The organism is Micromonospora sp. RHAY321, assembly GCF_023896955.1.
In the GTDB taxonomy this organism is placed as follows: Bacteria; Actinomycetota; Actinomycetes; order Mycobacteriales; family Micromonosporaceae; genus Micromonospora.
Window position 1 is genome coordinate 1 of the sequence record NZ_JAMHIW010000034.1, and the last position, 13292, is coordinate 13292.

Consider the following 13292-nt stretch of genomic DNA (forward strand, 5'->3'; position numbering starts at 1 on the left):
TGAAGACGTCTGACGTGGCCACTGCTGACCAGGCTGTTGCCGGGACGGCGTCGACCAGGGCGCGGATCACCGGGGCGTCGCGCCACTGGTCCTGTTCGGCGAGCAGGCCCAACGCCACCACCGACTCCTCGACCTCGCCCACGCACTCGAACGGCTTGTGTCCGTCGACGCCGAGCAGCTCCCGGTAACCGGGGATCTGCTCCGGGTCGGCGAGCAGGTCGCCACCGAAGATGTGGGTGACCCGCTCACGCGACATGAACGGCGCCATGGCCAGGAAGACGAACCGGCACTTCGGGCAGTCGCGGCACCAGCGTTCGCTCGCGTCGCGCAGCTTGAACGCGGCGTTGCAGCTGGTCACCACGTCGTCGTACCGGGTGAACTCGGCGAAGAGCCGGGCGATGTGCAGCTCGGACAGCGATCGCAGCAGCGAGAAGTACGGCTCGGTCAGGCCGGCGTGCTCGGCCAGCGCCGCCCGCAGCAGCCCCTCCGCCTCGACGCCCTTGGACCACTGGTGGTTGATCTCGTGACCGTTCCAGACCAGGTTGGGGTCGGACGCCGAGCGCTCGTTGGACATCACGACCGGGCCGAGCCCGTGCAGCACGGCGGTGGCCACCGCGATCAGCGAGTTGATCGCGGTGACCGGGATGTGCCCGTTCAGCGCTCCGGCCGCGTTCAGGTCGAACAGCACCGGGTCGATCCGCCGTCGGGCGGCCAACGGGGTCAACCCGGACGCCTCGTTGACCGAGACGATCACGTGGTTCGGGTTGACCGAGAACGGCACCGGGTCCAGCTCGGCCCGGCGCAGCGCCTCCAGGGTGACGATGGAGTCCTTGCCGCCGCCGACCGCCGAGAGCGGGCGACGGTCGGAGTCGTCGTACACCCGGGCCGGCGACACCTCACCGGCCGGCACCTCCGGGCGCAGCTCCAGCACGTGCGGCAGCTGGTTGCGGTACGCGTACTCCGCCAGGCCCTGGGTGTAGACGGCGGTGACGTAGTCGACGGCGGCCGGGCCCAGCGGCGCCGGCAGCACCAGCCGGGGCGGCGCGGCGGCCTTGTAGTAGCTGACCCCGGCGACCAGGTGCAGCACCTCCAGCACCCGGGCGAGGGTGGCCACCGTCTCGTCCGAGGGCGGCTCCGCGGGCAGCGGAAGGGTGATGACCTCGGTGAACCGCTGATCGCCGGCGGGGCCGGTCAGGGCGTAGTCGAACAACACCTCGCCGGTGGCGAAGTCGATCGAGTAGGACGGGAAGGTGAAGGCGTCCATCCGCCGGAGCTGCTCGTTGGGCACACGCCATACTAGGCCCTGGTTCGTCCGGCCGTGTCCGGCTGTGCCGGACCGCGCCCGCCCGCCCCGCCGCCGCGACCCCCGAGGAGAGCCCAGTGCGCCTGTCTGACCTGCGCGGACGTACCGTCGCCGTCTGGGGGACCGGCCGGGAGGGCCGGGCCGCGGTGACCGCGATCGCCGCGCACGGCCCGGCCGAGCTGGTCGCCGTCGACGACAGTGCCAACTTCCTCTCGCTGCCGTGGGACGGCCCGCTGGCCGAAGCGGCCCCGCTGGTCACCGGGGAGGAGGGCTTCGAACGGCTGGCCGCCGCCGACGTGGTGGTCCGTTCGCCCGGTGTGCCGCAGACCCACCCGTGGCTGATCGAGCTGCGCCGGCGGGGCATTCCCGTCACCCAGGGCACCGCGCTGTGGATGGCCGACCACGCCGCGCGCACCGTCGGGGTCACCGGCAGCAAGGGCAAGAGCACCACCTCCAGCCTGATCAGTCACCTGCTCACCGCGACGGGCCGGCCGAACGTCTTCGGCGGCAACATCGGGGTGCCGACCCTCGACCTGCCCGAGGCGGAGCTGTACGTGCTGGAGCTGTCCAGCTACCAGTGCAGCGACCTCACCGACTCGCCCCGGGTGGCCGTGGTCACCGCGCTCTTCCCCGAGCACCTGGACGCGCACGGCGGGGAGCGGGAGTACTACCGCGACAAGCTGAACCTGCTCGCCCACGACCCGGAGACGATCGTGGTGAACGGCGGCGACCCCCGGCTCGCCGCCGAGCTGGGTGACCTGCCGGCGACCCGCACCGGTCGCCCCGACACCACCCACGTCGCCACCGGAGCCGACGGCACGCCCTGGTTCCACCTCGGCGACCAGCCGCTCTTCCCGCGCGCCGTGCTGCCTCTGGTGGGCCGGCACAACGAGGGCAACCTGTGTGTGGCGCTCGCCGTGCTGGACGCCCTGGGCGTCGACGTGGTGGCCGAGAAGGACAGCCTCGCCGTCGCGGTCGCCGAGTTCCAGGGGCTGGCCCACCGGCTCACCGAGATCACCGACCCGTCCGGGTTGACCTTCGTCGACGACACGCTGGCCACCAGCCCGTACGCGGCCATGCACGCGATCGACGCGTACGACGGGCGGCCGTTGACCGTGATCGTCGGAGGCAACGACCGGGGATTGGACTACTCGCCGCTGGCCGAGCACCTCGCGGAGCGGGAACTGACCGTGATCGGCATCCCGGACAGCGGCGCCCGCATCGTCGAGGCGCTCGCCGGCCTGCCCAAGGTGCGTACCGAACTGGTCGACGACCTGGTGGACGCGGTGCGGCTGTCCCGGGAGCTGACCCCGGCCGGCGGCGTGGTGCTGCTGTCCCCGGCCGCGCCGAGCTACGGCCGGTTCCGCAACTTCGAGCACCGCTCCGAGGTCTTCGCCCAGGCCGTCGCCGACACCGCCGGGGCATAGCCGGGGCAGCGCGCATGCCGGCCGGCGACGGCGGTCAGCGCTCGTCGTGCAGGGCGCGCATCGAGCGGATCGCGGAGCGGATCTCCTGGAGGTAGCGGCCCGGGGTGAGCGTCTGCTCGGGCAACACCGCCAGGTCGGCCAGCGCCGGGTCCACGCCGACGGTGTCGATGTCGCAGCCGTACGGCACGGCCAGGGTGCGCAGCGCGTCGCAGTGCTGGAACGGCACGTAGATCGGCGCGGTGACCATCAGCACGTCGTCGCCCGGGGCGAGCTGGACGTGCCCGGCCCAGAACCGCTGCGTGTCGGCGGTGTGCGCGCGCCGCCGATCCGGTTCGCTCGACGGTGCGGCGAGCACCCGTACCGACGGCAGTCCCGCCGGTCGGTAGGTCCGCGAGGACCAGGAGTGGTGCGGATGACCGGCGTCGAGACCGTCCTGTTGCGCCGGTGCGGTCACCTGGAAGATCCGCCGGACCGCCGAGTCGAGTACGTCCACCTCGGTCTCGTCGGCCGGCAGGCCCGCGTCGGCCAGGGTCCGGCGTTCCCACTCGGTCAGCGGACGGAAGCTGCCCAGCACGGCGACCTCGCCGGTCACCCGCAGGCCGGCGCGCAGCAGGTGGGTGGCGTACCCGACCCGGCGTACGCAGGCGTGCGCCAGACCGCCGAGGACCACCAGATGGGCGTACGCCGGTTTGGCCGGCGCCACCGGCCGGACCAGCCCGAGCGCTGACGCGGACGTGAGCACCAGCTCGGTGGTGGCCGGGTCGAGGTCCGGCTCCCGGGCGTCGGGCCGCTCCCGGCCGCCCCGGAAGTCCCAGTGCCGGGCGGAGAACTCGTCCAGGAACCGGAGCACCTCGGTGAGGTCACCGTCGGGCCAGCTGCCGCCGAAGCCGGCGACCAGTCGGCGGATCGGGTCCGCGCAGACCCATCCGGCGATGCCGGCGGTCGGCTCGCCCGGCGCCCCGATGGTCAGCGGTACGGGCAGCTCGGGCACCGCCGGATCGTACCGGGACGGCTGCGTTGTCGTCCCGTCGTACCCTGGCGGCAGCCGACGCCCGGGAGGTACGTCGATGACCGATATGCTCCGCCGCTCCCGCGTCGACCGGGCCGGGCCGGCCGGTGGGTTCGTCCGGCTGCTGGCGCACACCGACCCGGTCGCGCTGGTCGGCATCCTGCTGTCGATCTCGCTGTCGGTCACGTTGGACCTCACCAACGCGGCGACCGGGGTGGAGTCGCTGCTCGCCGGGTTGATGGGCACCACCATCTCGCTGCTGGTGGATTCGTTGGCCCGGGCCGAGCGCCGCTTCCACCTGCGGACGCTGCTGGAGGGGCCGCCCTGGCTGGTGCACGCGGTACCCGAGGTCGTCACCGGCACCCGGGAGGCCGTCGAACGGCACCCGGGCACCCGGGTCGCCGAGGAGGCCCGGCGCCGCTTCGAGCGGTTCCGGGCGCAGACCGAGCAGTTGCGCGCCGGTCGGATCGTCCGGCCGGGTGACGACTGCCAGGACCTGCTCGGCGGCACGCGGGATTGTGTGCGGCGGCTGGACGCGGTGACCAACGTGATGCCGAGGGCCAGCGGGGAGCTGAGCTGGTGGCGCAGCGACATCGGTCGGCACTACTGGGCGGCCAACGTCGAGGCGTTGGGTCGCGGCGTACGGATCACCCGGGTCTTCCTGCACGCCGGGCTGACCGACGAGCTGACCGAGCTGGTGCGGGCGCAGCGTCGCGCCGGGGTGCGGGTGGGGCTGCTGCCGTGGGGCGTGGTGGACGCCTCGCGGCACGTCAACCTGACCGTGTGGGACGGCACCGCCTGCTGGGAGGGCGTGATGAGCGCGCACGGTGAGATCACCGAGAACCAGTTCTCGGTCAACGCGGCGGACCTGGCCCGGTTGACCGATGTCTTCGACGTCTGCGTCGAGGCCGCGACCTTCCTCGACTGACCGCGACCGGAGGGCATGCGCGCCGATGACCGTCAGTGGAGTGTTGCTGGTGACGGCGGTGGTGTGGGCGGTCAGTCTGATCCGGTCGGTGCGCCTGCGGGCGTTCGTCTACAGTCTCCCGCTGCCGATGACGTTGGCGCTGGTGAGCACCGGGCACCGGGTGGAGGGCGCGCAACTGCTCGGGGTGCTCGGCCTCAACCTGTTCTTCGTCGTCGTGGCGGTCACCCACCACCGGCTGCGCTGGCCGATCCTGCTCGCCGACGCGGCCGGCATCGCCGGGTACGTGGCGTTCAGCGCGGGCCTGCTGGCCGTGCCGGTGCCGTTCGGGCCGGCGCTGGCCGGCACCGTGGCGCTCTGGGCGCTGGCGATGCTGCTGCTGCGCCGGCAGCATCCCGCCCCGACGCCGGCGCCGGAGACCGACCCGCAGCCGGAGACCGACCCGCAGGCGGGGACGGGGCAGCCGTTGCCGGCGCCGGTCAAGCTGCTGGTGATCCTGCTCGGCGCGACGCTCACCGGGCTCCTCGGTGAGCTGCTGCGGGCGATGGTCGTGACCTTCCCGTACTCGGGGGTGCTGGTCGCCGTCGAGAGCCGCCGCGACCTGGTGGCGTTCAGCCGGCACTTCGCCCGCAACAGCCTGGCGCTGGTGGGCTTCCTGGCCGCGTACCACTGGTGGCAGGGCCACTCGCCGGTCGTTGCCCTGGTGGCCGGCTGGGTGGCCTTCGCGGTGCTCGCGGCGGCGCTGCACGCGCCGGCTGTCGGCCGTGCGGCCCGACGCCGGACGGTGCTGCGCGCCGACTGACGCGTCCGCCGCTGGGCTGACGCACTGTCAGGAGCGGACGCGCGCTGCGCTACACAGTGGCAGTTGTCCACACCGGCCGCCGGTGGGAGCGTGCGGTATCCATGAATGCCGCTGAAGGGTTGCCACGATGACCGACGACCTGCTGGCCCGGCACCGGGCCGTGCTCCCGTCCTGGATGCCGCTGTACTACGCCGAGCCGATCGAGCTGGTCGCCGGCTCGGGCCGCCGGGTCACCGACTCCCAGGGCCGCAGCTACCTGGACTTCTTCGGCGGGGTGCTGACCAACATGATCGGCTACGACATCCCGGAGATCCGGGAGGCGGTCGAGCGTCAGCTCGCCACCGGCATCGTGCACAGCTCGACGCTCTACCTGATCCGGCAGCAGGTGGAACTGGCCGAGAAGATCGCGCAGCGTTCCGGCATCCCGGACGCCCGGGTGTTCTTCACCAACTCCGGCACCGAGGCCAACGAGGCGGCGCTGCTGGTCGCCACCAACCACCGCCGCTCGCACCAGATCCTGGCCGTGCGCAACAGCTACCACGGCCGGTCGTACGCGGCGATGGGCGTCACCGGCAACCGCAACTGGTCGGCCAGCGGGCTCAACCCGCTGCAGGTGGCCTGGCTGCACTCGGGCGACCGGGTGCGCGGCCTGCTGGCCCGGCTGAGCGACGAGGAGCAGGTCGACGCCGCGGTGGAGGACCTGCGCGAGGTGCTGGCCACCCAGACCGCCGGCGACGTGGCCGCGCTGATCGCCGAGCCGATCCAGGGTGTGGGCGGTTTCGTGCACCCGCCGGACGGGCTCTTCGCGGGCTGGAAGAAGGTTCTCGACGAGCACGGCATCCTGTTCATCGCCGACGAGGTGCAGACCGGCTGGGGGCGCACCGGCGAGCATTTCTGGGGTTACCAGGCGCACGGGGTCACCCCCGACCTGCTCACCTTCGCCAAGGGCATCGGCAACGGGTTCGCGCTGGCCGGGGTGGTCGGCCGGGCCGAGGTGCTGGAGTCGGTGCCGGCGATCAGCTTCTCCACCTTCGGCGGCAACCCGATCTCCACGGCGGCCGGCAACGCCGTGCTCGACTACCTCGTCGAGCACGACCTCCAGGCCAACGCGGCCCGCGTCGGCGCGATCCTCGCCGACGGCCTGCGCGCCGCGGTGGGTGGGCTGGACTGCGTCGCGGAGGTACGCGGCAAGGGGCTGATGCTCGGCGTCGAGTTCGTCCGGGCGGGGACGAACGAGCCCGATCCGGCGCTGACCAACCGGGTCTTCGAGGCGTGCCGGACCGGCGGCCTGCTGGCCGGCAAGGGCGGCCTGTACGGCAACGTGCTGCGGATGGGTCCACCGTTGACGTTGACCGAGGAGGAGGCCCGTGAGGGCCTTGCCATTCTCGTCGACGCGATCCGCTCCTCGGCGGGGGTGGCGGCATGAGCATCGGTCACTTCATCGACGGCAAGCGGGTCGGCGGCACGTCCGAGCGGCGTGGCGACGTGTTCGACCCGGCGACGGGTCGGCGTACCGCCGAGGTCGAGCTGGCCTGCACCGCGGACGTCGACGTCGCGGTGCAGGCCGCCGCCCGCGCCGCCCGGTCGTGGCGGGACGCGTCGCTGGCGAAGCGGTCGGCGGTGCTGTTCGCCTTCCGGGAGTTGGTGCACGCCCGCCGGGACCGGCTCGCCGAGGTGATCACCGCCGAGCACGGCAAGGTGCTCGCCGACGCCGCCGGCGAGGTGCAGCGCGGCCTGGAGGTGATCGAGTACGCCTGCGGCCTGCCGTCGGCCCTGCGCGGCGCGTTCAGCGAGAACGTCTCCACCGAGGTCGACTCGTACACCATCCGGCAGCCGCTCGGGGTGGTCGCGGTGATCTCTCCGTTCAACTTCCCGGTGATGGTGCCGCTGTGGTTCGTGCCGGTCGCGGTGGCCTGCGGCAACGCGTTGGTGCTCAAGCCGAGCGAGAAGGACCCGAGCGCGGCGCTGCTGTTGGCGGAGTGGTTCGCCGAGGCGGGCCTGCCGGACGGGGTGCTGAACGTGGTCAACGGCGACAAGGAGGCCGTCGACGCGCTGCTGGACCACCCGGAGGTGCGGTCGGTGTCGTTCGTCGGCTCCACCCCGATCGCCCGGTACGTCTACCAGCGCGGCACCGCCGCCGGCAAGCGGGTGCAGGCCCTCGGCGGGGCGAAGAACCACATGGTGGTGCTTCCCGACGCCGACCTGGACCTGGCGGCCGACGCGGCGGTCAACGCCGGGTTCGGCTCGGCGGGGGAGCGGTGCATGGCCATCTCGGTGCTGGTGGCGGTCGAGCCGGTCGCCGACGCGCTGGTCGAGCGGATCGCCGCTCGGATGGCCGGTCTGCGCACCGGCGACGGCCGGCGGGGCTGCGACATGGGTCCGCTGGTGACCGCCGCCCACGCGGCGAAGGTGCGCTCCTACGTCGACGCCGGGGTGGCCGCCGGCGCGGTGCCGGTGGTGGACGGTCGGGACGTGACGCCGGACGGCGACCCGGACGGCTTCTGGCTCGGCCCCACGCTGTTCGACCGGGTGACCCCGGACATGTCGATCTACACCGACGAGATCTTCGGGCCGGTGCTCGGCGTGGTCCGGGTCGGCTCGTACGACGAGGCGGTGGAACTGGTCAACGCCAGCCCGTACGGCAACGGCACGGCGATCTTCACCAACGACGGTGGGGCGGCCCGGCGCTACCAGCACGAGGTGGAGGTGGGCATGGTCGGGATCAACGTGCCCATCCCGGTGCCGATGGCGTACCACTCGTTCGGCGGCTGGAAGTCGTCGCTCTTCGGTGACCTGCACGCCCACGGCGAGGACGGGGTGCGCTTCTTCACGCGGGGCAAGGTGGTCACCAGCCGGTGGCTCGATCCCCGGCACGGCGGGGTCAACCTCGGGTTCCCCACCCAGACCTGAGCAGCCGCAGCATGCCCGCCCCGGCCAGGTACGCCAGGAGCGCCGGGACGGGCATGCCGAGCGGCTCCGGGGCACCTTTCGGGGTCGCGCTGTTGATCAGCAGTGCGACCACCACGGCGACGTAGCCGGCCACGGTCAGCAGCCTGCGAACCGTGGTGCCGCGGCCGCCACGACGGCCGGTGCGGTGTCGGCCGCTGCGGGCCTCCACCGGCCCGAAGATGGCCACCAGCACCGCCAGGACGGCAGCGAGCAGCAGCAGCCAGGGCACCCGCCACGCCCACCAGTCGGCCGAGCCGGCCGCCGGTGTGGGCAGCGTGCCGGTCACGTCGAGCAGCCCGATCAGCAGGATCGCGGCGGTGAGGTGCCAGAGGAAGACGGTCAGCACCACCAGGTTGACCGCGATCACCACCTGCCACGGGCCGGGGCGGCGCAGCAGGCGCTCGGCGGGGCCGCGCAGCAACAGGATCAGGCCGAGCTGGGCGGTGGCGAGGGCCAGCAGCGCCAGGCTGGGCGGCGCGGCGTTGTCCAGCCTCGCGCCGGGCACGTTGAGCATGGACACCGGCCAGGGGCCGGGCGCGGTGAGCAGCAGCAGCACCGCCAGCCCGCAGGCCAGGAACACCAGGCCGGCCCGGCGGGAGATGGGCAGCGGGCGTCGGCGTACCCCCGGATGGTCGGCGGCCGACGGCCCGGCCGCGCGGGCGTCGTGCCAGGCGAAGCCGAGCTGGTGGACGGCCAGCCAGCCGAACAGGTAGTTGCCGTAGCTCAGCTCCACCGGCCCGGTGAGCCGTCCCAGGTCGCCGAGGCCGACGAGGGCGACCAGGACGACCGGTACGGCCAGGCCGAAGCGGCGGTGCAGCGCGTACATCGGTGGGGTGAGCGCGACCACCGCCAGGTAGGCGACCAGGAACCAGAGCGGGATGGTGGCGAACCAGACCACCTCGCGGATCCGGGTCGGGTCGGTGCCGAGCAGCCGGGCCAGCGCGGCGCCGGCGCCGAGCACCAGCACCAGCACGCTGGTGGGTCGGACCAGTCGGGTGCTGCGGTCGAGCAGCCAGCCGACGGAGTCACCGCTCCGGGCGCGTAGCCGGCTCAGCGAGGCCGCGTTGGCGTAGCCGCCGACCAGGAAGAAGACCGGCATGACCTGGGCAATCCAGGTCAGCGGGTACGCCCACGGCAGGTCGCCGAGCGCGGAGTGCCCGGTGGGTTGGCCGGCGTCGTCCCGTTCGATCACGGAGGCGGTCCAGTGTCCGAGAACGACCATGGTGATGGCGACGGCTCGGAGCAGGTCGACGTACCGTTCCCGGCCGGCCGGGGTGCGCTCGGCGAGCTGGCGCAGGCGGCGCATCGCCCCAGGCTATGCGACCCGGTGTTGGCCGGTGGTGATAACGGTTCGGCCGTCAGTACTTGAAGTCGGGCTCGCGCTGTCGTAGAAATTCTTCAGCAACATGGTGTGAACTGAAGAGAATCAACGTGCCTCGCGAGACGGACGCCTTCCCCCAGCACCAGGCGACCGCCCGACCCGACCCGAGGAGAACTCATGAACAGGCGTGACATCCTGCGGCGCAGCGCCGCCGCCGGCCTGCTGGCCACCCCCGCCGCCGGCCTGCTGGCCGGCTGCGCCAGTGGCGGTGGCGGTGACAAGGACGACGCCACCGCCTACAAGGGCACCAAGAGCGAACAGAACCCGCTCGGCGTCAAGGAGGACGCACCGCTCGAGGTGGTGATCTTCGGCGGTGGGTTCGGCGAGGAGTACGCCAAGGCCCACGAGGCCATGTACACCGAGAAGTACCCGAAGGCAAAGGTCAAGCACTCCGTCACCCAGGAGATCAGCAAGACCCTCCAGCCGCGCTTCGTCGACGGCACCCCGCCGGACGTGGTCAACAACTCCGGCGCCGGCCAGATCGACTTCAATGGCCTGGTGAGCCAGAACGCCCTCGCCGACCTCGGCGAGCTGCTGGCCGCCCCGAGCCTCGACGTGCCCGGCAAGACGGTCAAGGACACGCTGCTGCCCGGCGCGGTCGAGGTCGGCTCCTACGACGGCAAGTTCCTGGTGTTGAACTACACCTACACCGCCTACGGCATCTGGTACTCCAGCAAGCTGTTCACCGAGCGCAAGTGGGAGTACGCCAAGACCTGGGACGAGCACATCGCGCTCTGCAAGCAGATCAAGGCCGCCGGCATCGCCCCCTGGACGTACGCCGGCCTGCACCCGCGCTACATGAGCTGGCCGGTGATCGCCACCGCGATCAAGCTCGGCGGCCCCTCGGTGGCCACCGCGATCGACAACCTGGAGCCGAACGCCTGGAAGTCCGACTCGATGAGGGCCGCCGCCGACGCGTGGTACCAGATCGTCAAGGACAAGTACATCCTGGAGGGCTCGCCCGGCCTGGACCACAAGCAGTCGCAGACCGCGTGGTGCCAGGGCAAGGCCGCGTTCATCTCCTGTGGCTCCTGGCTGGAGAGCGAGCAGAAGGACGTCACCCCGGCCGGGTTCAACATGACCATCGCGCCGACGCCCAGCCTGGGCAGCGGCGACAAGCTGCCGTTCGAGGCGATCCGGGGCACCGCCGGTGAGCCGTTCATGGTGCCGGCCAAGGCCCGCAACGTGGCCGGCGGCCTCGAATACTTCCGGACCATGCTCTCCCTCAAGGGCGCCCAGGACTTCACCCGGAAGGTCTCCAGCCTCACCGTGGTCGCCGGCGCCACCGAGGGCGTCGAGCTGCCGTACGGGCTGAACACCGTGGTCAAGGCGCTCGACGCGTCCGGCGCCAACGGCTTCAACTGGGTCTACAACAACTACTACCGCAAGCTGGAGCGCAACCTCGTGGACGCCGCGTGCGGCGAGTTCTTCAGCGGTCGGACCAGCCCGGCGGAGTTCCTCGAGCAGTGCCAGAAGGGCGCCGACTCGATCGCCCAGGACACCTCGGTCAAGAAGTACAAGCGAGCGGCCTGACAGCCCGGCCGGTGGGGGTGGATCCATCCCCACCGGCCGCAACACCCGCGAAAGGTCCTCATCGTGAGACATGGCAAGTGGCCGCTGATCGTCACCTTCCTGGTGCCGCCGGTGCTGCTCTACGTCGCCTTCGTCGTCTCCCCGTACCTGCAGGCGTTCCAGATCTCCACCACCGACTGGCTCGGCTACTCGCCCGAGGCCAACTCCGTCGGCCTGGCGAACTTCAAGGCCCTGTGGCACGACGACTACGTCTGGAACGCACTGAAGAACAACGCGATCCTGCTGGGCCTGGTGCCGGTGCTGACCATCGTGCTCGGGCTCTTCTTCGCCACCATGCTGGCCATGGGCGGCCGCAGCGGCCGCGCCGGCGTGACCGGTGTACGTGGCGGCGCGTTCTACCGCACGGTCTACTTCTTTCCGCAGGTGCTCTCCGTGGTGATCATCGCGCTGCTCTGGAAGGAGGTCTACCACCCGAACAAGGGGCTGCTCACGAGCGCCCTGCACGGCCTCGGCCTGCCCGCGCCGACCTGGCTCGGTGACCCATCGACGGCCTTCTGGTGCGTTCTGGCGGTGATGGTGTGGAGCAACGTCGGGTTCTACGTCGTGCTGTTCGGCGCGGCGATGTCGGCCGTGCCGAAGGAGATCTACGAGGCGGTGCTGCTCGACGGCGCGTCCCGGTTCACCACGCTGCGGCGGGTCACGCTGCCGCTGCTCTGGGACACCGTCCAGGTCGCCTGGGTCTACCTCGCCATCTTCGCCCTGGACGGGTTCATCCTCGTGCAGTTGATGACCAACGGTGGGCCGAACTTCTCCACCGACGTGATCGGCGTCCGGATGTACGACACGGCCTTCGGCAGCGAGACCAAGTTCGGCTACGCCTCGGCGATCGGTGTGGTGATGTTCTTCCTGACCCTCTCGGTGGCGGTGCTGTCGCTGCGGATTGGCCGGCGCGATCGGATCGAGTACTCATGACCACACTGGACAAGCCCGCCTCCGCCGCCACCGCGCCGACGCCGGCCCCCGGGCGGGACCGCCCCCTCCGCCGGGATCTCGGCGTGGCCAACGCCTTCTCACACGGCTTCCTGCTGATCTGGGGGCTGCTCACCGTCCTGCCGCTGCTGTGGATGTTCATCAGCTCGTTCAAGACCAACGGTGAGATCCTGGCCGACCCGTGGGGGCTGCCCGGCGCGCTGCACTGGGACAACTGGGCGCGGGCCTGGACCGGCGCGCACATCGGCCGGTACTTCCTCAACAGCCTGGTGGTGGTGGCCGGCTCGGTCAGCCTCACCATGCTGATGGGCGCCACCGCCGCGTACGTCTTCGCCCGGTACGAGTTCCGCGGCCGGCAGTTCGTCTACTACCTGTTCGTCGGCGGGCTGATGTTCCCGGTGTTCCTCGCCCTGGTGCCGCTCTTCTTCGTGGTCCGCAACGCCGGCCTCTTCGGCACCTGGCGTGGGCTGATCCTGGTGTACGCGGCCTACTCGCTGCCGTTCACGGTGTTCTTCCTGACCGCGTTCTTCCGGACCCTGCCGACCTCGGTGGCGGAGGCCGCGATGGTCGACGGGTGTGGTCACTTCCGGCTCTTCTTCCGGGTGATGCTGCCGATGGCGCGTCCGGGACTGATCAGTGTTGCGATCTTCAACTTTCTCAGCCACTGGAACCAGTTCCTGCTACCCCAGGTGTTGATGCAGGGCGACGAGTCGAAGTGGGTGCTCGCCCAGGGGCTGTTCGCCCTGTCGGTCAGCCAGGGGTACGCCGGCGACTACGCCCGCCTCTTCGCCGGGCTGAGCATCGCGGTCCTGCCGGTGCTCGCCGTGTACGTGTTCTTCCAGCGACAGGTGCAGTCGGGCCTCACCGCGGGTCAGCTCAAGTAGCCGACCGGTCCGCCAGCCCGCAGGGCTGACCGATCCTGATCACCCCGCTGCCTGCCCCTCCGGGCCCCTATCCCGAGCCCAAGATCCGC

At 71.5% G+C, this 13292-nt stretch carries 11 protein-coding genes; 8 read left to right on the forward strand and 3 right to left on the reverse strand.

The features are described 5' to 3' along the window. Positions 1-1288 (reverse strand): hypothetical protein (locus M8C17_RS31510; protein WP_252420415.1); only part of this gene is annotated, 1288 nt, incomplete at its 3' end. A gap of 92 nt (positions 1289-1380) precedes the next feature. Here M8C17_RS31510 and murD point away from each other — a divergent pair. Further along, complete coding sequence (gene murD, locus M8C17_RS31515) at positions 1381-2730, forward strand: UDP-N-acetylmuramoyl-L-alanine--D-glutamate ligase (protein WP_252420417.1); 1350 nt, start codon at positions 1381-1383, stop codon at positions 2728-2730. A 34-nt stretch (positions 2731-2764) separates the two neighbouring features. Here the strand turns inward: murD and M8C17_RS31520 are convergent, their stop codons facing one another. Further along, on the reverse strand, positions 2765-3721 hold the full coding sequence (locus M8C17_RS31520; RefSeq protein WP_252420419.1) for a hypothetical protein: 957 nt from the start codon (positions 3719-3721) through the stop codon (positions 2765-2767). A 76-nt stretch (positions 3722-3797) separates the two neighbouring features. On the opposite strand from M8C17_RS31520, the gene M8C17_RS31525 reads away from it, so the two are divergent. The 4 genes from M8C17_RS31525 to M8C17_RS31540 all read left to right on the forward strand — a co-directional run bounded on the left by M8C17_RS31525 (position 3798) and on the right by M8C17_RS31540 (position 8376). Next, positions 3798-4667 carry a hypothetical protein gene (locus M8C17_RS31525; RefSeq protein ID WP_252420421.1) on the forward strand — a complete coding sequence of 290 codons (870 nt, stop codon included), beginning with the start codon at positions 3798-3800 and terminating at the stop codon, positions 4665-4667. A gap of 25 nt (positions 4668-4692) precedes the next feature. Further along, positions 4693-5466: a hypothetical protein gene (locus M8C17_RS31530; protein WP_252420423.1), complete on the forward strand. Its 774-nt coding sequence runs from the start codon at positions 4693-4695 to the stop codon at positions 5464-5466. 127 nt (positions 5467-5593) lie between these two features. Next, entirely contained in the window at positions 5594-6892 is a 1299-nt protein-coding gene (locus tag M8C17_RS31535; protein WP_252420425.1) for an aspartate aminotransferase family protein, read from the forward strand. Next, complete coding sequence (locus M8C17_RS31540; protein ID WP_252420427.1) at positions 6889-8376, forward strand: CoA-acylating methylmalonate-semialdehyde dehydrogenase; 1488 nt, start codon at positions 6889-6891, stop codon at positions 8374-8376. Before M8C17_RS31535 ends, M8C17_RS31540 begins: the two co-directional genes overlap by 4 nt. On the opposite strand, the gene M8C17_RS31545 is transcribed toward M8C17_RS31540, so the two are convergent. Continuing rightward, positions 8348-9721: an acyltransferase gene (locus tag M8C17_RS31545; RefSeq protein ID WP_252420429.1), complete on the reverse strand. Its 1374-nt coding sequence runs from the start codon at positions 9719-9721 to the stop codon at positions 8348-8350. The two genes, M8C17_RS31540 and M8C17_RS31545, sit on opposite strands and share 29 nt — an antisense overlap. Positions 9722-9913: 192 nt before the next feature. Here M8C17_RS31545 and ngcE point away from each other — a divergent pair, with 192 nt between their 5' ends. The 3 genes from ngcE (at position 9914) to M8C17_RS31560 (ending at position 13203) form a co-directional block, all read left to right on the forward strand. Further along, entirely contained in the window at positions 9914-11329 is a 1416-nt protein-coding gene (gene ngcE / locus M8C17_RS31550) for an N-acetylglucosamine/diacetylchitobiose ABC transporter substrate-binding protein (protein WP_252420431.1), read from the forward strand. A 63-nt stretch (positions 11330-11392) separates the two neighbouring features. Then, positions 11393-12301 carry a carbohydrate ABC transporter permease gene (locus tag M8C17_RS31555; RefSeq protein ID WP_252420433.1) on the forward strand — a complete coding sequence of 303 codons (909 nt, stop codon included), beginning with the start codon at positions 11393-11395 and terminating at the stop codon, positions 12299-12301. After that, positions 12298-13203: a carbohydrate ABC transporter permease gene (locus M8C17_RS31560; RefSeq protein WP_252420435.1), complete on the forward strand. Its 906-nt coding sequence runs from the start codon at positions 12298-12300 to the stop codon at positions 13201-13203. Before M8C17_RS31555 ends, M8C17_RS31560 begins: the two co-directional genes overlap by 4 nt. Positions 13204-13292 lie beyond the last annotated feature (89 nt).